Here is a 19,680-nt window from a genome sequence, read left to right as displayed (position 1 = left end):
GAGGCAGGAAAGCCATGTCGAATCCGGATATCAAGACGAACCTTGCCGGCGGGGCGGTTCCCTATGTGCTGCGTCAGGGCGAAGGCCGCGCCCTCGTGGTTGCCGGGCAGGTAGTCCGCATTCTGGCGGGAGTCGATGAGACGGCTGGCGGCTACGGCGCCGTCATTTGCGAGGCGACGATCGACCGGCAGCCGATTCCGCTACATTATCACGAGCGCGAACACGATACCTGGTTTTGCACCCGTGGACGCCTGCGCATTTGGGCCAACGGCATTTCTCGCGTGCTGACGGAGGGCGACTTTGCCTATGTTCGCCCAAATCACATCCATTCCTACCAGTCGGTCGCGCCGCGCACGCAGTTCTTCGGCATTGTCGCCCCGGGAGGCTGGGAGGGCTTCTTCGACAATGCGGGCACGCCATGGGAGCTGCCGGGACTGCCGCCGATAAACCATCCCTTCGACTTTTCCAGGATGGGCCCCGCCATGCAGCGCTTCGGGGTAATGCGCGTTGCATCTGCGACCTATGCCGAGGTTTCGCCGGGCGATGCGACCGATCGCGTCCTGCCGGAGGAGCCACAATCCTACGTGTTGCAGGCCGGCTATGGAAGGCGTCGCCGTCTCAACGGCCATCTCTCAACCCAGGTTCTCGCACCGGAGATCTGCGACGGGAAGGTGGATATGCGTACGATCGAGGCGGGCCGCGGGGCAACGATGCCGTCGATCCGGCATGAGCGGACGCATCTCAGCCTGTACCTTCTGGAAGGCGCTTTGAAGCTGACGCTCTCCGGCGAAACCCATCGGCTCGAAGCTGGCGATTTCGCCAACATTCCGGCTGGCACCGCCTATTCGACCGAGGTCACCGCCGGCCATGCACGCTGGCTGCTCAGCGCTGCGAATGGCGAAGGACTGAGTTTCTGGGACGATCTCGGTGTCATGACCGAGGAGTTCACCTTCTCGCCGCAAACGAACGATCAGGCAATCGTGGCGGCGATTGCCAATACCAGCCTGAAGGACACCGGGATGGCGGGCTGAGACCATGGTGCGATCGCCTCGACGCGTCTCACGCCCGTCTCATCTGTTGTCGCTCGGTTCTCGAATATCCTCTGGAGCTCACGCCGTTGACGCGAGCTCCCACCCTTTATTCTCGCCAGGTGACGAAGTCAGCAGGCGTCGTTCTTCGAAAAGGTGATCCGCGCGTTGCAGATCGTCACGGCGACTGAGACGTTGGAGAACTCCGACACGGACCGCTTCGAAATATCATCATCCAGTATCGTGATATCGGCGAGATAGCCGGGTGCCAGTTTGCCCTTCTGATCTTCCTTGAACTCCACCCACGCGCCGGCGCGGGTATAGGCGAAAAGAGCCTGATCGACAGTGACCGATTGGTCCTTGCCGCCTTCCCGCCATGGACGCCGGTTCACCGCTGCCTGAACGCTTGCGAGCGGGGCCAGCCGGGCAATCGGCCAATCGGAGGAGAAGACAAGCGGCACGCCCGCTTCAAGCAGCTCGCGGGTGCGGAAGGCGATATCCTCGCGATCCTTGCCGATTCGCGGCAGATAGGTCTCTTCCGGAAAGTCCATGGCTGCCGGCGGATGGGCAGGCTGCATGGACGCGACGACGCCAAGCTCGGCAAACCGCGGAAAATCGCTATCCTGCAACAGTTCGATATGCTCGATGCGATGACGGGAATCCCGTTTGCCATTGGCTTTGCGGGCGGTTTCATAGGCATTGAGGACTTGCCGAACCGCCCCGTCGCCGATCGCGTGGACGGCAACCTGCAGCCCGAGAGCATCAGCCAATCCGATCGCATCGTTCAGATCGTTATCGGAAAAAAGCGGCGTTCCGTTTTCCGTGGGCGCGTCCATATAGCCATCGACAAGCACCGCTGTTCCCGATTCCACGACGCCATCGGCAAACAGTTTGACGAAGTCGGAGGTCACGAAATCGCTCTGAAACTCCTCACGCCATTCGGCGGCGCTGCGCAGTTCCTCTGGAGCCGAACCTGGCTTGAACAGATAGGGCACGCGAACGCGGACCGGCAGCTCGCCGTTTGCTTCAAGCTCGCGCAGCATATCGAGTTGATAGTAGTTTCCGTCCATGTTCTGGATGGAGGTGATGCCGTTCTCCGCGCAGAATGCCAGCCCCTTGCGCAACGATGCCATGTCGGCTGCGCGCTCTTCCGCGGATATCCCGCATTCTTCGGCGCTGGTGACCGAGCCGAGCATGTCTCTGCCTCCGGATGGAGAGAGCGCATAAACCAGGTTCATGGCCGGTGCCTCTCTGAGCTCTCCGGTTGCGAGCCCGTCAGCCCCCATCATCACCTCGCTTCCCGAGCGCACCGACGCTCCATGCTCGATGCCGGCAAGCCTGAGGGCTGCCGTATTTGCCCAGGCCGTGTGATGATCCGCGGAAGAGATGAACACCGGAAGATCAGGGCACGCGGCATCGAGATCCTCGCGCGTCGGCATTCTCTCATCCGAGATGAAGTTATATGGCGCGGAGTGGCCGACGATAAAGCCAAGTCCGGGATTCTGCGCCCGCCAGTCGGCAATGCGCGTGGCAAGGTCGCTTACCCCCTTGACCGTTGCAATCGAAAGCTGCTGCAGACTGACGCTCCCCCCGAAGATGTGCAGATGCGCCTCGTTGAAACCTGGCAGGACAGTGCCTCCACGCGCATCGATGACCTTCGTTTCCGGTCCTTCCAGATCCCGGCAGTCGGCGTCCGATCCGACCCGGATAATCCGGTTGCCCAACACCGCCAGGCTCCGAGCGCTCGGTTGGGCTTCGTTCATGGTCCTGATCGCTGCGTTGCGAATGATCAGATCTGCTATGACAGTCATGGGTCCTCCCGATGAGATATTTACGTTGGTTTTCCGGTTGGGCGGTGAGGTCGATTAACTCGCCGAGGTGACGTGCTTGACGCCCTGATAGCTTGCGAGGCCCCATGGGCCGAGTTCCCGCCCGATTCCGCTCGACTTGAAGCCGCCCCAGGCGCTTTGCGGATAGACGATTTGCGGCGTATTGATCCAGATATGACCTGCCTCGATCCGGCGCGCCAGCCGATTGGCCCGGTCAGGATCTCCGGAGACGATGCTGGCCGCCAGTCCGAATTCGGAGTCGTTCGCCAGTGCAATCGCCTCCGCATCGCTGTCGAACCGCCGTGTCGCAAGAACGGGGCCGAATATTTCTTCGGACCAGATCGGGCTTGCCGGATCGACGTCGCGATAGATGGTGGGAGCGACGAAATATCCGCATCCGTCAAGCCTATGGCCGCCGATGAGGCAATCGCAACCCTCGTCGCGGGCGGTCGCGAAATAGGCCTCGACCTTTCGCAACTGCGCGGATGTGGTGAGCGGGCCCATGTCGCAAGTCTCGGCGAAGGGCGATCCGACCGTCATGCCGCGCACGCGCTCCGCGAGCGCTTCCAGCAGTTTGCTTTCGATTTTCCCGTGAACGATCAGGCGGGACGTGGCCGAGCAAACCTGGCCCGCATTGAAGAAGATGCCGGCCGTCACACACTCGACCGCCAGGTCGAGATCTGCGTCTTCCGTCACCACGATTGCCGATTTGCCGCCGAGTTCGAGAGCGACCGGAAGGCCGCGAGCCGCGGCTGCCGCCATCACCTTCGACCCGGCTGCGTTCGAGCCGGTGAACGATATCTTTCGCAACGGGCGGGCGCTCGTCAGCGCCTTGCCGACCTCGGCCGCCCCGGTGACGATGTTCAGCACGCCTGCCGGCAACCCGATCTCCTTAGCGATATCGCCATAGGACAGTTCGGCCAGAGGCGTGAATTCGGAGGGCTTGAGAACGACCGTGCAGCCGGCGGCGAGCGCCGGGGCGATTTTCCAGGCGCTCGTGACCAGCGGGAAATTCCATGGAACGATGAGGCCGACCGGGCCTATTGCCTCATGCCGTACGCGCCCCTTGTGGGCTCCTTCGCCCAGTATCGTTTCCGCGTCCTGTCCTCGATCCATCTGTTCGGCAAGGTCAGCATAATAGTCGAAGGTCGCAATCGCGTCGGCGAGATCGATGGAAGCCTCAAGGCGAGGTTTGCCGCTGTTGATCATCTGGAGCGTGATGAGGTCCGGCGCACGGCTCTCCAGCCCCCGCGCGAAGTCTCTCAGATAGCGGGCGCGGGTCTCGCCCGGCAGACCCGACCAAGGCTCGAACGCGCGCGCGGCCGCTGCTGCCGCACGGTTTACCTGCTCGCTGCTCGTCGTCCCGACCCTTGCGACGGATCTTTCAGTTGCGGGATCGATGACGTCGAGCACCGCGGCGCCTAGCCCGACCTCCCACGCGCCGTTTATGAACGTGGATTCATTGCGATCGAAAGGGTTCATGATTTCATTCCCTGTATTCAGGACAGCGGAAAGCCGAGCTTTCCAACGAATTTGAGCCAGAGATTTCGCCACCCGCCTTTGGCATCCGCGGTGTCGAGCGCATACATCGTCAGGCGCGCGCCCAGGTAGCGAAACGGCTCGGGAGGGATTGTTCCCGGCATTGTGCTCGCAAAATCGCAATCGAGTTCAGGACGATTGGAGCCCATCAGCTTCGCAAGGCCCATATCGGCACCAAAGCGGCTGGCGGAGACACCAAAGCCTGAGTAGCCACCGGCGTACACGACCTTTCCGCCATGATAGGTTTGGAGATGCACCGCCATGCGGGTGGTCAGGTCGATAGGACCACTCCAGGCATGGGTGAAGCCGACATCGTCAAGTTGCGGGAATGTGCGGAAGAATGCTTCGGCGAGCCGCGTATAAGGCGCTGGCGTGCGATCAAGACGCGGATCACGAGGACCGCCGAAGAAATAACCCAGGCGCCCGCCGAAGAGAATGCGATTGTCTCGCGTCAGGCGCATATAATTGAGCTGAGTGCGGGTGTCATAGACGCCCTGGCGGTTTTTCCAGCCGATCCGGTCCATCTGCTCATCGGTCAGGGGCTGCGTCATCAGGATCCGGTCCCGCACCATGGCAACGCGCTTTTTGATATGCGGATGACCGGCCGCGAACGCGCTTGTCGCCAGCAGCACTTTCCCAGCCCGGATGCGGCCGTCCCGGGTCGATGCGACAACCGTGCCTCCTTCATCGGCCAGTTCTCCGAGCGGCGTGTATTCGTGAATGCGGACGCCGAGCGTTAGCGCGGCCCGCTTCAAGCCCCATGCCAGTTTTGCCGGGTGCAGGGTGCCGCTGTTCTTCTTTGCCCAGAGGCCGCCCTCGAAGAGAGGAGAGTTCAGTTGCCGGCGCGTTTCGTCCGCATCCAGAAGCATCACCTCATGGCCGTGCTGCTTGTGTAATTCATACTCTTGCCGCAGGACAGGCGTGCTTCCTTTCCCGACGGCGACGGTCAGCTCGCCATTCCACTCGGCATCGCAATCAATTCCGTATCGATCAAGAGTGGCCAGAAAGCCCGCTATATTGGCCTGTCCAAGTGCTTCGAGGGTGGCAATGTCCTTGGGAAATATTCTGATCGCGTTGTGCAGACCGTGCATGACCGACGTCGAGACGATGGCGCCTGGTCGCCCCGACGCGCCGGAGGCGATGTTCTCGGCCTCTATGAGCACGACGTTTTGCGAAGGGTCAGCCTCCTTTGCCAGGATCGCTGCCCAAAGCCCCGTGAAGCCTCCGCCGACAATCAGCAGGTCTGCTTCCGTGTTGCCGACAAGCCGCGCGTTGGGCGCTGGCGCATCCGGGCGATCGAGCCAGAATGGGTAGAATGTGACGTTCGCCAGTGCGCGTTCACCAAGCATTGCAATCTCGCATAAGGGGCTCGCATAAGGGGGAAGGGGTCGGGCGGGCGGCCACATTGGCCGCCCGTTCGGCCGCAGGATCAGTCATTGAAGAGGACGTAGACCTTACGCAGCGTTTCAAGCACCTCGAATCGCCCCTCGAAGCCCTTCGGGACGATATAGCTGTCTCCAGGGCCGAACGTCTGGACCGTACCATCGGGGTTGGTCAGTGCGACCTTGCCCGTGATCACCAGGCAAAATTCGCTGGTTTCCGGGTAGCTGAGCGTTTCGGCGTAAGGCGTGCACTCCCAGGTCCCGATCAGGAACTTGCCGTTTTTCGACTCGTAGTGCATCGCGCCTGTCTCGGTGGCCGAGCCACTGAGGACGGCTTCGGGCGGAACGACCGAGCAGGCTTCCATAGCGCCCGCGCTCAGGCCGTCACGGGAAAGTCGAATAACTGAGGTCACTGTAAATCTCCTGTCTGAAGTCGGGCGACGACACATCGCCATATTCGTCAGGATGATAGGCAGAGACTGCCGCTCGAAAAATCACGCTTTACATCGCCTTGGATTTGTCGTTCTCAATGAATGGATGAAAATCTCAGGCGCCGATCTGCATCTCCTTTCCGTATTCGACTCCGTGGTTCGCAACGGGGGATTCTCGGCCGCACAAGCCGAGCTCGGCTTGAGCCAGCCGACAATCTCCAATCATATCACCGCATTGGAGACGCGACTGGGTGTTATCCTCTGCCAGCGTGGCAGGCGCGGCTTCCAGCTCACCGAGAAAGGGCTGCAGGTTCACGAAGTGGCCGTTGATCTCCTGCGGCGGATTGACCAGCACTCGATGTCATTGACCGCATTGAAAGGCAGCCTTGTCGGCCAGCTCAAGATTGCTGTTGTCGATTGCGTCGCATCCGATCCGGTGTTCAGGCTACCCGAGGTTGTCCACAAGATCACGGAGGAAGCGCCCGGTATCCGCATCGAGATCGAGGTCGAGAAACCGGGAGCCATTCTTCGCCGGTTGGCCGAGGGGGACATCCACGCAGGGATTGGGAGTTTCGACAACAAGATCAAGGGATTATCCTATACGAACCTGTATGAGGAAAGCCACTCGGTCTACTGCGGCAAGGCTCATCCGCTTTTTTCCACCCCGGACGAAGGCATCACCCAGCTGGAGATGGACAAATGCAACTGGGTGCATAGGGGCTATTGGAGCCGCGAGCGGAAAAAAAGCCAGCAGGTCATCGAAGCCGACCGTATCGTCGACCAGATCGAGGCGCAGCTCATGTTTATATTGAGTGGCAGCTATATCGGCCTGTTGCCCGATCATGCCGTCTCGCCCTATCTGCGCGCCGACCGGCTCAGAAAGCTTCCTCCCCACGAAGACAATTTCGACTGCACAATGCAATTGGTCTATAGAAGCGGCGCGCATCCGAAGACGTTTCAGGTCTTCCGCGAAAAGCTGATCGGTCTTTACCGGTCTCGTGCTCAGGGCCGCGTCAAAGCGACCGAAACGGCCGACGTCTAAAGGCTCTTTGGCGAGTCTGCCGCCTGATACATTGGGTTTTCTCAACGCAAAATTCCGCAGAATGGAATGTTAACCGCCGGACCCATCTCCCAAAAAAGCAAGTGATTACATTTTTTGGGAGGTCGCATGTCTTTCAACCAGCCCCTGGGCGGTAACGCAATGCCGCGCTTTGGAGGTCCCGCCACCATGATGCGGTTGCCCTCCGCAACGTCGGCCGCAAACCTTGACGCTTGTTTCGTTGGCATCCCCATGGATATCGGAGCGTCGAACCGCCCTGGCACCCGCCTTGGGCCGCGGCAGATCCGAGACGAAAGCCGCATGATCCGACCCTACAACATGGCGACGGGCGCAGCGCCCTTCGATGTCCTGCAGGTCGCCGACATTGGTGACGTCCCCATCAATACGTTCGATCTGAAGAAGTCTGTCGACATCATCACCGAGTTTTATCGTGATGTGCTGGAACACGGCACCATTCCTCTGACGCTCGGCGGCGATCATACACTGACCTGGCCTATCCTTCGGGCGATCAAGGAACGCCATGGTCCGGTCGCCCTCATTCATGTCGATGCCCATTCCGATACGAACGAGCACATGTTCGGGGAGGCTGTCGCCCATGGCTGCCCGTTCCGCCGGGCCTGGGAGGATGACTGCCTCTTGAACGACAAGGTTTTCCAGATCGGCATCCGTGGCACCGGCTACAGCCCGGAGGATTTCGATTGGGGTCGCAAGCAGGGCTGGACCTGCATACAGGCCGAGGAATGCTGGTGGAAGTCATTGACGCCACTGATGGCGGACATTCGCCGGAAGATCGGCGATGCGCCGGTCTACCTGTCCTATGACATCGATAGCCTCGATCCTGCATTTGCGCCTGGAACTGGCACCGTCGAGGTAGGCGGACTTACAACGCAACAGGGTTTGGAAATCATTCGCGGCTGCGCCGGGCTCAATCTCGTCGGCTGCGATCTCGTCGAAGTCTCACCCCCTTATGATCCCGCCGGCAATACCGCGGTGATTGCCGCGAACTTTCTCTACGAGATGCTCTGCGCGCTGCCTCGCGTGGCGGAAGCCGCCCGGGAACGAAAGGGAGGCATGCAATGATCGAGGTCGATCGTATCTCCGTCAGGTTCGGCGAGGATCCGAGCGCCTTCGTTGCGTTGAACGATGTCAGCGTGACGATCGGCGAAAGCGAGTTTTTCACCCTTCTTGGCCCCTCAGGCTGCGGAAAAACCACACTTCTGCGTTCGATCGCGGGATTCATCCATCCGCGCGAGGGCGCCATTCGTCTGGCGGGGCAGAATATTCTGTCGCTGCCGCCGTTCAAGCGCCCGGTCAACACGGTCTTTCAGAGCTACGCGCTCTTTCCGCATATGACGGTTGCTGGAAATGTCGCCTTCGGCCTCGAAATGTTGGGGCGACCGCGCGGCGAAATCGCGCGTACGGTCGAGGAGATGCTGGCGCTCGTCAAAATGTCGGCAATGGCGGGCAGGCGTCCGTCCGAACTGTCCGGCGGGCAGCAGCAGCGAGTGGCGCTCGCGCGTGCGCTTGCGCCCAAACCCAAGGTTCTTCTTCTGGATGAGTCGTTGTCCGCGCTCGATCTAAAGCTTCGGAAGGAAATGCAGATCGAGTTGAAGCGTCTGCAGGCGGAAACGGGCATTACCTTCATTTTCGTGACGCATGACCAGGAAGAAGCCCTGACCATGAGTGATCGTATTGCGGTCATGAATACCGGTAAGATTCTACAGATCGGCACGCCCCGCGATATTTACGATCGCCCGCAGGAGCGTTTCGTCGCGGACTTTATCGGCGATACGAATTTCGTCCAGGCCAAGCTTTCCGCCGATGGCATGGTGGAGTTGCCGGGAGGCTCGCGCATCCGGGCAAATATTCCGGAAGGCGGCATATCCGCGCATGGCGCCGTCACCCTCGTTATTCGTCCCGAGCAGACGATGCTGGAGCGATCGGCCGAGCAGCCTAAGCTTTCCGGTGTCTTGGAAAACATCGTCTATTGCGGGACGGACACGCATTTCCATCTCAGGCTCGCCGATGGTGCCCGTTTCGTCGTCCGGCATCAGAACAACCCGCCAAAACCCGTAACGTTCGATAGGGGTCAGCACCTGGGTATCGGGTTCGAACCGCAAGCTGTTCAGGTTCTGAGGAACTGACGCCGTGGCACCAGCACCTGTTCTTTCTGAAACAACCGCCGTCAAGCGGCGCGAAACGCGCAATCGCTGGCTCCTGTTGCTGCCGGCAATCGTTCTCCTGCTTGCGGCCGCCGTCGGCCCGCTGATCGTCGTCGTCTTCTACTCGTTCCTGACGGCGGGCGATTATGGCGGAGTTGTCTGGCACTTCTCTTGGGATGGCTGGCTTGGCGTCTTTACCACCAGAGACGCCTTCGACGGCACTCTCAGCCTTGCCGATGCCCACATTTCCATCCTGTGGCGTTCGGTGAAGCTCTCCCTTTTGACCACACTATTCTGCGTCATTCTCGGCTTTCCCACGGCTTACTTCATCGCCACGCGTCCAGTCACCCAACGGGATGGCTGGATGCTGCTGATCACGATACCGTTCTGGACCAACCTTCTGATCAGAACCTTCGCAATCATGGGGCTGATCCGCAACGAAGGGATCGTGAACGCGTTTCTGAAGTCGCTCGGCCTGATCGATCAGCCGATCCAGATGATGTTTACCGATTTTGCGATCCTGCTCGGCATGGTCTACGTATACCTGCCCTTGATGGTGTTGCCACTCTATGCCTCGATGGAACGATTGAATTTCTCGCTCATCGAAGCTGCATACGATCTCTACGCCACACCGTCGAGAGTGTTGCGCAGGGTCATTATACCTGCCGTCAAACCGGGTATCATCGCCGGATCGATCCTCGTTTTCGTGCCATCGCTCGGTGCCTACGTCATCCCGCGCATGCTCGGGGGAGGAACGCAGCTCATGGTCGGAAACCTGATCGAACTTCAATTCGGCCAGGCCCGCAATTGGCCGCTCGGCGCGGCGCTGTCGTTGACCCTGCTGCTGATGGTGACGGTCGCCCTCATCTTTTACGTGCGGACCACTGCAAATGAAGGAGAGCAAGATGGCTAACCGTTCGAAAGCGTTCGACCCACGCCGTCAGTTCGGCTTCACAGCCATCGCAGCGTTCTGCTTCGTCGTACTCTATCTGCCGATCATCCTGATGGTGGTCTTTTCCTTCAACGGCGGCATGGCGCTGACAAGTTGGGCGGGTTTTTCCTTCAATTGGTATATCACGGCGTGGCAGAACGAGGCCGTTCAGGAAGCGACCGTGCGCTCCGTGGTGATTGCGACAATCGCAACGCTCATCTCGACCGTGGTCGCGGTTCTTGCTGCCGTTGCCATGGGGCGGGGCGGAAACTTTCGAGGGCGCAACGCAATGTTCACTCTCATCAATCAGCCGCTTATGGTGCCGGAGATTGTAACCGCCGTTTCGCTTCTCGTGGTCTTTGCCTTCGTCAAGACACGAACCGGTTATGGTGGACTCGGCTATCTCGTGCTTGCTCATTCCGCCTTTTGCGTCCCCTTTGCCTTCATGCCCGTCAGGGCGCGTCTGCAGGGGATGGACAGGACCCTGGAGCAGGCGGCGGCCGATCTCTACGCATCGCCATGGCGGGCCTTTCGACGGGTTACGCTGCCGCTCCTGTGGCCCGGGGTCCTGGCAGGCGCGATGCTTGCCTTTGTTACCTCGCTCGATGACGTCGTCATCACCGAATTCGTCAAGAGCGCCGGGCAGGAAACTCTTCCGACATACATGCTGGGCCAGATGCGCCGCAACCTGACGCCTGAAACCAATGCGATCGCCACCGTGCTGCTCGCCGTTTCGGTCGTACTCGTCGTCGCGTTCTTTTTCATCAGCCGTGAAAATCACTCCAAGACGCATCATTCCTAATTGAGGAGAAAAGGGAATTATGAAGAGCTTCATAGCATCAGTCGCCGCGGCAGTCCTGCTCGCCGGTCCCGCCTTCGCCGATGGCGAGCTCAACATCTACAACTGGGGGAACTATACGCCTCCGGATCTGATCAAGAAATTCGAGCAAGCCTATAATGTGAAGGTCACGGTCACGGACTATGACAGCAACGACACCGCTCTCGCCAAGGTCGAGGCGGGTGGCCACGGCTTCGATATCGTCGTCCCCGCCGGCATCTATGTGCCCATCTGGATTCAGAAAGGCCTGCTGCTCGAATCTCGTCCCGACCAGATGGCGAATTTCAAGAATGTCGATCCGAAGTGGAGCAACCCCGGCTTCGATCCCGGCCGCCATTATACCGCGCCCTGGCAGTGGGGGACCGTGGGCGTCACCGTGAACAGAGATTTCTACAAGGGGGATATCAACACCTCCGCCATACTGTTCAACCCGCCCAAGGAACTGAAGGGGAAGATCAATATCGTTCCGGAAATGAACGACATCATGGCGCTGGCGGTTCACTATGTCGGCGGCGAGACTTGCACCAATGACATGACGGTTCTGAAAAAAGTGCGCGACCTCCTGGTTGCATCCAAGCCGAATTGGGTTTCGATGGACTATAGCGGGATCGAACAACTGAATCAGGGAGACATTGCCGCGGGCATGAACTGGAATGGCGCCTCCCTTCGTGGTCGCCTTATGAATCCCAAGCTCGAGTTCGGATTTCCGAAGGAGGGCTATTCGGTATTCATGGACAACATCGCGATCCTTGCTGACGCAAAGAACGTCGAGAACGCCAAGCTGTTCGTCAATTTCATCATGGACCCCGAAAACGCGGCGATGATCTCCGCATTCGCCCGTTACGGCAATGGCATCCTCGGCTCGGAGAAATATCTGCCGGAAGACATGAAGGCGGCGCCGGAGATCAATATCGCACCTGAATTTGCGAAAGCGGGCTTTCCCGCGCAGACCTGCTCGCCGGAAGTGATGAAAATCTACACCAAAATCTGGACAGACCTGCAAAAGTGACCTGAATCGCGAGCTCAATCCCACTGTATTTTCGGATCAGCAATTTCATGCCAGGCGCCGGAGACGGCGCCTGGCATTGATTTATCCGGACCCGGAGAATGGGAAGTATTCTTCTGCCGCACGATGCCGTGTCGTCGAGCCGAACTCCAAGCGCCGCCAGACAGCGTCCGCTCTCTACCGGCCCGCTGGCTGCCTGTTCCTGGGTGGATGCGGGGGCAACGATTGTCGGCGGCTGTTGTGTCATCGGCGCGGGTCATATTCATCGCTTGAAAGAGGCTCTTCTTCGCCCTCAAGGCACATAGCGGAACTTCACGAAGTTTCGACCCATTGGGCGCGATGGTGAGCTTTCTTTTGTATCCGGACCAACAGGCGCCGCCGCTGCCGCGCGTGGGAAGGAGAGTTTGGCCATCCGCAGACCTTCGATTTCCTTCGGCGTAAATGCCGATCCCGCTCGCCCGCGGTCAAGGGAATGATCGAACAGGATCGGACTAAATCAGACCGCTTCCCGCTTCGATCGAAATCTGAGCCGCACTCCCGGCATCGCAAGAAAGCAACTTCGCCAAATACCTCAAGGCGCTGCGATGGCGACTACTCTATCAGGCGATCTGCGACGCCTGGACAAAGGACCCGTCAATCTCAAAGACCAATCCGCACCGGCTCACTTTAGGACCATACATCTAGCGTGTCGCGCCCATGATCCATCCGACGGCAGCCGTAATCGCCACAGCCGTCAGTGGGTTTGCCTTGATCCAGGTGCTAATGCTGTTGCCGAGGCCTGCATCGGCGCCGATGTCGGCGTCGGCTTTCACACGCTCGGCCTCCCGGGGATCCGTCCGTCCGGTCGGGACGGAGGTGATCGTGTGTGACACTGGATCGGAGGCGGGGAAGGTGTCTTCCAGCCCCTTGTCGAGGTCGCCCTTGTCCTCTTGCGCGCGCCGTTTGGCTTTTTCCATTTCGTATGCTTGCACTGCAGGGGATGATTTCGGGTCTCTGGCCATCTGTCGCCTCCGTGGATGGATGTCCATTTAACGCCTGCTTCGCCATGATGTTCCTTTTCGGACGTTCTCCCTCCTGTCTGCCGGCGATGAAGAAGGGACGCGATGGCGGCAAGCCGGTTCGGGTTTTCCGGGCGCGATACCCTCGAAATTCAGCGCGTTATCCGCCCTCGAGCTCGATCCAAACCGGCGCATGGTCGCTGGTGTGGTCCCAGGCGCGCGCATACTTGTCCACCCCGGCGGCTTCCAGCCGTTCGCGAAGGGACGGGCTCAATAGAAAGTGGTCGATGCGAAGGCCGGCATCACGAGGGAAGGCATTGCGGAAATACTTCCAGAACGTGTAGATTCGCTCCTCCGGATGCAGCAGCCGGATGGCATCCGTCCAGCCCATGGCGACAAGCTCGGCAAACGCCGCGCGCACTTCGGGGCGAAACAAGGCATCGTCGCGCCATCGCTCGGGGGCGTAAACGTCGAGGTCTGTCGGCATGACGTTGAAGTCGCCGACGAGGGCAACGGGGATTTCCAGCTCGAACAGTTCGGCGGCATAGGCGTGCAAACGCTCGAACCATCGGAGTTTGTAATCGAACTTCGGACCCGGAGCGGGATTGCCGTTCGGCAGATAGAGACAGCCGAAGAGGATACCGCCGATCGCCGCTTCGATGTAACGGCTGTGACGGTCGTCCGGATCGCCCGGAAGGCCGCGCCGGGTTTCGCGCGGTTCCTCGTTGCGGGCAAGGATCGCAACGCCGTTCCAGGATTTCTGGCCATGCCAGATCGCGCCATAGCCCGCGCGTTCGATCTCGCGGCGCGGGAACTTCTCCTCCGGCGCCTTCAGCTCCTGCAGACAGACCACATCCGGCTTTGCCTCCTCCAACCACCGGAGCAGAACTTCCAGGCGGCCGTTGATGCCGTTGACGTTGTAAGTGGCGATCTTCATCGGCTTTTCCGTCAGTGTTTGCGATTATCCTGGCCGGGCTCGGCGTTGTGTTTGGCGTCATGACGGCCACCCGACACAGAGTGGGAAATGTCATGGTCCTGTTGCAACTTGCCCCGTTCTTTACGGTCGACGTAGCGCCTGTCGATGCCGGTATCGATCGATTCGCATTTGCTCACGGCAGAACTCCTTGATGGCTTGCTGGAGGGAGAAACGCTCTGCGCCGCCAAAAGATGCATGACCGGCTGAACGCATGGCCCTGGCCAGGAGAACGGCGGCAATGTCGCAATAGAGGATGTGGTTGTGGATGCTTGCGCATCTTTCTGCGAGGCCATGCGTTTTTTACAGCACAAGCGTGGAGAAAGGCATGACTGTTCGAAAGTTCACTTTGACCCCGGTCCGGATTACCGTAGCGTTGACAGCGGCTTTTCTTGGAGTGCTGGTTTTAGCCGGGAGAAGGCACACGCTCACCAAAGACAGCAGGAATATGGCCCTTGACGACCGTGGTCGCCACGCCACCGTTCCCGAGCAATTGCCCTTGATCGGATTGCGTGACGTATTCTGGCGCGTCGTTCGTGGGGTGTCAGATGATCGCGTTACCTTAATTGCGGCCGGCGTTACGTTCTATCTTCTCCTTGCCATCTTTCCGGCGCTCGCCGCGCTTGTCTCGTTATATGGACTGGCGGCCGATCCGACCGTACTTCCTCAACATCTGCGTGAACTGGCCGGCGTCCTGCCACCCGGAGCCTTTGATCTGTTTTCCGATCAGATCTCCGTTTTGACGGCAAAACCGCGTGGGACACTCGGAATTGCATTTTTCGTGAGTTTGGCGATTGCGCTCTGGAGTACTCACAGCGGTACGCTGGCACTTTTCGATGCGATGAACGTCGCCTACGAGGAAAGGGAAAAGCGAAGTTTCCTCCAGCTGAACCTGATCGCACTGTGCTTTACGCTTTGCGCAATGATTTCCGCCGCTGCCGCGGTGGGGCTCGTTGCCATCCTTCCCGTCCTCTTGGCCAATCTGTGGCTCGATCGTTCTCACGAGGAATTGGCCTTGCTGGCTCGATGGCCCGTGCTTGCGCTGCTGATAGTTTCGGCAATTCTCGCCATCTATCGCTTCGGACCAAGCCGAGAGCCGGCACGGCTGCGATGGATGACGTGGGGTGCGGCGCTGACGGTGCTTGCCTGGCTCGCCATGTCATTTGTCTTCTCCTTCTATCTAAGCCACTTCGCCAATTACAATGCGACCTATGGTACGCTCGGTGCTCTGATCGGTTTTTTGATCTGGACATGGCTATCGGTAACGATCCTGCTCATCGGAGCGGAATTGAACGCTGAGCTGGAGCGTCAGACGGAGAAAGATTCCACAACCGGGTCGCCTCGTCCGATGGGCGTCCGAGGGGCCCATGCCGCCGATACATTGGGCGAGCCGGTGGATTGAGAGGAAAAATATGGCATGGCGCCGACTTGCCGCTCCCGCCACACTGGCGTTCGCCAATCGCCATTCATCGCTTTGGCCGCAATGCTGGCGGGCCAAGCCGCCCGTCAGCATTGCGGACCTAAATGAGACGAATATTATTGCTCTATATCCAACGTGTTCAGGTTTGAACGAGCAGATGCCCAATAATCTCTATCTCGCGATTTTCGCCAATCAGCCGCAACAATGGGGTTTTCGCGGTGATCCCTATTTGTGGAGATTGCTCGCCACCAAACTTGCCGGAATTCCCGACGCTGCGAATGGTGAGGCCGCCATTGAAACGATCTATCGGGTTTTTACGGAGATCACCGGCGAGCACTTAGATATCGCAGGCGATTTTCGACTTGATGGGATTCCAGAGCACGGTATGTCTGGCGGGCTGATCTCGGGTGAAACGTGGCGTGGACTGCTTATTCCATTGCTTCGGTCTCGGGCAGAATCCTATTTCAACGGAGAGCTTTCCTAGACTGACGCGGGACAACGATCGTCACCCCGGCCTCGACCTTTGGTGGATAGTTTTGAAAACTCTGCCGATATGCTCGTCGCCTTCACACGTTCGGGCAATTCCCACGTCCCAACCACCCGTGTCCCATACCACCCGCAGGCTACGTCATCTGCTTCAGGTGCGTGATCAGAGCATCGGTGTTGTCGTTGATCCTTGGGGAAAAGAACTCACTATCTGCCACCTGAAATCGCTATCGGAACCTCGCGCTTGGACCAATCGGCTTCGGGTCGCCGCACCAAGCAACATGGGTCAGGATATGGAGGGTTGCTCGAAGGGGCGTTGTTCATCGCCGAGCTGGCGAATGTAAAGGTGCCGGAAGTTCGGGTTGGTATTGACGAAGATCGGAAGGCTGGCCGCACCGATGACCGGCGCATCGTCCGTCAACTGGCCAACCACGAGTCGGGGAGAGCGCCGATCCTTGCGCTCGCTTAGCGAGCGATATAGCGGATAGGCACGCTCTACCAAGGCGGCGACGATCGAAGGCGGTAGCGAGCCGCCTACGCTGATGAATTCAGGATCGATCGTGCTCTCGAGTATGGCGGTGAGAAAACGCAAGCAAAGCCCGGCTTCTTCCATCCAGCTGGAAAGCCGAGAATCGCGTTGACTATGAAGATCGGTAAGGATCGATACATCGGCAACTGCTGCGTCTGCGCCGTTGATGCTCCATTCGAGCGCTTTCGCAATACCGTTGAGCGAGAGAACGGAATCGATGATGGGCGGTTCGCCGTTGTCGCGCATTCGCTTGGGCTGAAAGGGGAGCAATCCGAGCTCGCCGGCATTACCCCACACGCCTTTCAGGGGCATGCCATCGACGATCATGCCGGCCCCAACGCCATAACCGATATAGAGATGGGCAAAGTTGCGATTTTCTTTCTCGCTGCGTGCAAAATGCTCGCCGATGGCGGCCGCGGTGGCGTCGTTCTCTACGAGAACCGTCAGGCCGCTCAGGTCTTTCAAGCGCTGGGCAACCGGAACGTTGGCCCAGGCGTCCCATCCGGGCTGCTTGGTGGCAAAATCGTAAATGTCGTCATCGAGGGTCGGCAGCACCAGGCCGATGTTCCAGATCTTGTCGCGCGGCACGGCGGTCTCGTTAATCAGGGCATCGGTAAGGCTGGCAATATGGTTCAGCGTCGAATCGGGATCACGGGTATCGCCCATCCAGATCTTTCGGCCGATGACTTCAAGAAGCAGATTGCACACCACCATAACGACCCGATTGCGATCGAGATGGATGCCGATCGAGAAGCCCGCAACCGGGTTCGGTCCGAGATAGATTTGCGGTTGGCCGCGTTGCCCCTGCGAACGGCCGGTCTCGATGATGAACTGCTGATCGAGCAATTCCCGGGTGATGCCGGAGACGGTCTGCGGCGTCAGTCCGACCCGCTTGGCGATATCGATCCGGCTGAGCGGACCGGATTGGTACAGCGCCTCGAAGATGAGGCGCCGGTTGAAAATACGGGAATGCTCGAGATTGGTGCCGGTGACGTTGGGCAGCCTTTGGCGTCCTCCGGGAAGTTTGGTCAGCTTGGGGGCTCCCGACCCTGTCTTTGGCGTATCGGTCATTCCATTTCCATTCAGCGCGCCCGGAATTCCTGGCCGAGGATACCATAGGCCGGGCTTGAGCGACGCCCAAGCATAGCTTGTCCTGCATCGTTGAAAAGATGGACCGCCGCAACCGGGGCTTCCGCCACGAACCGATCGCCGGATTTGCAGAAAATATCGCCGGGATAGCGGACGGTGAGCATCTGCCCGTCGACAAGTCTGAGATAGACGATGCTGGTTTCGCCGAGATGCTCAACGAGGTCGACGATGCCTTCGATCCTCATCGACGGACCGTCGCCCGGGATCCAGTGCTCGGGTCGAATGCCGATGGTCACTTCAGCACCTGCCGCGGTAGCTGCTCCGGAACAGGGAAAGCTTACACGGTGCTCGCCGACCGCAAGCTGCAGATTACTGTCTTCAACAGACAGAACCTGCGCCTTGATCAGATTCATCGCCGGCGATCCGATGAAGCCGGCGACGAACAGATTTGCCGGTGCGTGATACAGATCGAGCGGCGTTCCTACCTGCTCGATACGGCCGCTGTTGAGTACGACGATCTTGTCGGCCAATGTCATCGCCTCGACCTGATCATGCGTCACGTAGATCATCGTCGCGCCAAGTTCGCGGTGCAACTTGGCGATCTCGATGCGGGTATTGACCCGAAGCGCTGCATCCAGGTTCGATAGCGGTTCGTCGAACAGGAAAACTTTCGGTTGGCGGACGATGGCGCGGCCGATCGCAACACGCTGGCGCTGGCCGCCGGAAAGAGCGCCGGGCTTGCGGTCGAGAACCGCATCGAGCTTCAAGATCGATGCCGCCTTACGGACGCGACGGTCGATCTCGTCCTTTGGGATTTTCGCGAATTTCAGGCCAAATGCCATGTTCCGATAGACATCCATATGCGGGTAGAGCGCGTAGGACTGGAACACCATGGCGATCTGCCGTTCTGCCGGGGCGATGTGATTGACCACCTGGCCGCCGATGCGGATCTCGCCGCCGCTGATTTCTTCGAGCCCGGCGATTGCCCGAAGCAGGGTGGATTTGCCGCAGCCGGACGGGCCGACGAACACGACCAGCTCGCCATCTTCGATCGTAAGATCGATCCCATGCAGCACTGTCAGGGCGCCGAACGCCTTGCGCACATTGGTCAGGGACAGGTCAGCCATCGATATTTCTTTCTTTGGTAGCAGGGCGCATCATTTTACCGCTCCCGCCGTCAGGCCGGAGACGATGCGGCGCTGGAAGATCAAAACCAGCAGGATGAGGGGTACGGTGACGATGACGGAGGCCGCCATGATCGTTCCGAATGGAAGCTCGAAGCGGCTCGATCCGGAAATCAGCGCCAGGCCGACCGGAACGGTGCGGACTGTATCGCTGAGCGTGAAGGTAAGGGCAAAGAGGAACTCGTTCCAAGAGGCGATGAAGGCAAGCAGGCCGGTGCTTGCCAGCGCCGGCGCCAGTAGCGGAAAATAGATTTGCCAGATCATTGCCCAGGTCGAGCAGCCGTCCATGCGGGCGGCGTCTTCCAGTTCGGCCGGAATCTGCCGGATGAAGCTGGTCATCACCCATACGGTGAAAGGCAGGCTGAAGATCATGTAGGAGAGAACCAGGCTGCCCAGGCTGTTATAGAGACCGAGCCAGCGGATCGTTCCGAACAGGCCCGAGAGAACGACGATCTGCGGAAACATCGAGGCGCCGAGAATCCCCGCCAGCACGACCCCGCGGCCGCGAAACTTCAGTTTCCCAAGCGCATAGGCCGAGGTGATGGCAAAGATCAGCGACAGCGTCACGACCGATACCGCGACGATCGCGGAATTCAGGATGTTGCGCAGGAAATTGCCGTTGGTCAGCAAGTCGCGATAATTGGTAAGGTCGATCGTCGGAAGGAAGTCGACCGAGAACAGGGCGGACCCTGTTTTGAATGAGGAGACGATCGCCCAGTAGAACGGGAAGACCGTGTAGAACACAACGACGATCTTAAGGAGAGTCAGTGCAATGGTTTTGGCAAGGCGTTTCAT

The 19,680-nt window shown here is 59.3% G+C and carries 19 protein-coding genes and 1 pseudogene; 10 read left to right on the top strand and 10 right to left on the bottom strand.

Annotated elements, in window-relative coordinates; genetic code table 11:
• Window positions 1-14 precede the first annotated feature (14 nt).
• Entirely contained in the window at window positions 15-1,031 is a 1,017-nt protein-coding gene (locus ACJJVH_RS32440) for a cupin domain-containing protein (RefSeq protein WP_112794799.1), read from the top strand.
• 128 nt (window positions 1,032-1,159) lie between these two features.
• Here the strand turns inward: ACJJVH_RS32440 and ACJJVH_RS32435 are convergent, their stop codons facing one another.
• The 4 genes from ACJJVH_RS32435 to ACJJVH_RS32420 are packed head-to-tail and all read right to left on the bottom strand — an operon-like array spanning window position 1,160 to window position 6,191.
• Window positions 1,160-2,839, bottom strand: a complete 1,680-nt coding sequence (locus ACJJVH_RS32435; protein ID WP_412066503.1) for an amidohydrolase — start codon at window positions 2,837-2,839, stop codon at window positions 1,160-1,162.
• A 54-nt stretch (window positions 2,840-2,893) separates the two neighbouring features.
• Window positions 2,894-4,339: an aldehyde dehydrogenase family protein gene (locus ACJJVH_RS32430; protein ID WP_113423437.1), complete on the bottom strand. Its 1,446-nt coding sequence runs from the start codon at window positions 4,337-4,339 to the stop codon at window positions 2,894-2,896.
• Between the two features lie 17 nt (window positions 4,340-4,356).
• Window positions 4,357-5,802, bottom strand: a complete 1,446-nt coding sequence (locus ACJJVH_RS32425; protein WP_412066502.1) for an NAD(P)/FAD-dependent oxidoreductase — start codon at window positions 5,800-5,802, stop codon at window positions 4,357-4,359.
• A gap of 23 nt (window positions 5,803-5,825) precedes the next feature.
• Complete coding sequence (locus ACJJVH_RS32420; RefSeq protein WP_412066501.1) at window positions 5,826-6,191, bottom strand: cupin domain-containing protein; 366 nt, start codon at window positions 6,189-6,191, stop codon at window positions 5,826-5,828.
• A 124-nt stretch (window positions 6,192-6,315) separates the two neighbouring features.
• Here ACJJVH_RS32420 and ACJJVH_RS32415 point away from each other — a divergent pair, with 124 nt between their 5' ends.
• The 7 genes and pseudogenes from ACJJVH_RS32415 to ACJJVH_RS32385 form a co-directional block, all read left to right on the top strand.
• Window positions 6,316-7,251: a LysR family transcriptional regulator gene (locus tag ACJJVH_RS32415; RefSeq protein ID WP_412066500.1), complete on the top strand. Its 936-nt coding sequence runs from the start codon at window positions 6,316-6,318 to the stop codon at window positions 7,249-7,251.
• A gap of 126 nt (window positions 7,252-7,377) precedes the next feature.
• On the top strand, window positions 7,378-8,349 hold the full coding sequence (speB, locus tag ACJJVH_RS32410; RefSeq protein ID WP_112794805.1) for an agmatinase: 972 nt from the start codon (window positions 7,378-7,380) through the stop codon (window positions 8,347-8,349).
• Entirely contained in the window at window positions 8,346-9,413 is a 1,068-nt protein-coding gene (locus tag ACJJVH_RS32405) for an ABC transporter ATP-binding protein (protein ID WP_412066499.1), read from the top strand. The genes speB and ACJJVH_RS32405 overlap by 4 nt, the downstream gene beginning before the upstream one ends.
• 4 nt (window positions 9,414-9,417) lie before the next feature.
• The gene (locus tag ACJJVH_RS32400; RefSeq protein WP_112794807.1) at window positions 9,418-10,344 is read left to right on the top strand and encodes an ABC transporter permease; all 927 of its coding nucleotides are present in this window, start codon (window positions 9,418-9,420) and stop codon (window positions 10,342-10,344) included.
• Window positions 10,337-11,164 (top strand): ABC transporter permease, encoded by an 828-nt coding sequence (locus tag ACJJVH_RS32395; protein WP_113423432.1) that lies wholly within the window; start codon window positions 10,337-10,339, stop codon window positions 11,162-11,164. Before ACJJVH_RS32400 ends, ACJJVH_RS32395 begins: the two co-directional genes overlap by 8 nt.
• Window positions 11,165-11,183: 19 nt before the next feature.
• Window positions 11,184-12,209: an extracellular solute-binding protein gene (locus tag ACJJVH_RS32390; protein WP_113384592.1), complete on the top strand. Its 1,026-nt coding sequence runs from the start codon at window positions 11,184-11,186 to the stop codon at window positions 12,207-12,209.
• Between the two features lie 191 nt (window positions 12,210-12,400).
• A pseudogene (locus ACJJVH_RS32385) lies at window positions 12,401-12,511 on the top strand (homocysteine S-methyltransferase family protein); the annotation flags it as partial.
• Between the two features lie 375 nt (window positions 12,512-12,886).
• Here the strand turns inward: ACJJVH_RS32385 and ACJJVH_RS32380 are convergent.
• The 3 genes from ACJJVH_RS32380 to ACJJVH_RS32370 all read right to left on the bottom strand — a co-directional run bounded on the left by ACJJVH_RS32380 (window position 12,887) and on the right by ACJJVH_RS32370 (window position 14,317).
• Window positions 12,887-13,162, bottom strand: coding sequence for a hypothetical protein (locus ACJJVH_RS32380; protein WP_412066498.1), 276 nt, complete (start codon window positions 13,160-13,162; stop codon window positions 12,887-12,889).
• A 202-nt stretch (window positions 13,163-13,364) separates the two neighbouring features.
• The gene (xth, locus tag ACJJVH_RS32375) at window positions 13,365-14,141 is read right to left on the bottom strand and encodes an exodeoxyribonuclease III (RefSeq protein ID WP_113423430.1); all 777 of its coding nucleotides are present in this window, start codon (window positions 14,139-14,141) and stop codon (window positions 13,365-13,367) included.
• A gap of 11 nt (window positions 14,142-14,152) precedes the next feature.
• Window positions 14,153-14,317, bottom strand: coding sequence for a hypothetical protein (locus ACJJVH_RS32370; protein WP_412066497.1), 165 nt, complete (start codon window positions 14,315-14,317; stop codon window positions 14,153-14,155).
• 188 nt (window positions 14,318-14,505) lie between these two features.
• Between ACJJVH_RS32370 and ACJJVH_RS32365 the strand changes: the two genes are divergently transcribed.
• Both ACJJVH_RS32365 and ACJJVH_RS32360 read left to right on the top strand, forming a co-directional pair.
• Window positions 14,506-15,579: a YihY/virulence factor BrkB family protein gene (locus ACJJVH_RS32365; protein WP_113423429.1), complete on the top strand. Its 1,074-nt coding sequence runs from the start codon at window positions 14,506-14,508 to the stop codon at window positions 15,577-15,579.
• 10 nt (window positions 15,580-15,589) lie between these two features.
• Window positions 15,590-16,081 (top strand): hypothetical protein, encoded by a 492-nt coding sequence (locus ACJJVH_RS32360; RefSeq protein WP_113423428.1) that lies wholly within the window; start codon window positions 15,590-15,592, stop codon window positions 16,079-16,081.
• 288 nt (window positions 16,082-16,369) lie between these two features.
• On the opposite strand, the gene ACJJVH_RS32355 is transcribed toward ACJJVH_RS32360, so the two are convergent.
• Genes ACJJVH_RS32355 through ACJJVH_RS32345 form a run of 3 tightly spaced genes read right to left on the bottom strand, consistent with a single transcriptional unit; the run spans window position 16,370 to window position 19,680 of the window.
• Window positions 16,370-17,683, bottom strand: a complete 1,314-nt coding sequence (locus tag ACJJVH_RS32355) for an ROK family transcriptional regulator (RefSeq protein WP_412066496.1) — start codon at window positions 17,681-17,683, stop codon at window positions 16,370-16,372.
• Between the two features lie 11 nt (window positions 17,684-17,694).
• Entirely contained in the window at window positions 17,695-18,828 is a 1,134-nt protein-coding gene (locus tag ACJJVH_RS32350; RefSeq protein WP_412066495.1) for an ABC transporter ATP-binding protein, read from the bottom strand.
• Between the two features lie 30 nt (window positions 18,829-18,858).
• Window positions 18,859-19,680: a carbohydrate ABC transporter permease gene (locus ACJJVH_RS32345; RefSeq protein ID WP_412066494.1), complete on the bottom strand. Its 822-nt coding sequence runs from the start codon at window positions 19,678-19,680 to the stop codon at window positions 18,859-18,861.

The sequence above is a fragment of the Rhizobium sp. SYY.PMSO genome, from assembly GCF_046840415.1.
GTDB lineage: Bacteria > Pseudomonadota > Alphaproteobacteria > Rhizobiales > Rhizobiaceae > Rhizobium.
This window is presented reverse-complemented; position numbering and strand designations above follow the sequence as displayed.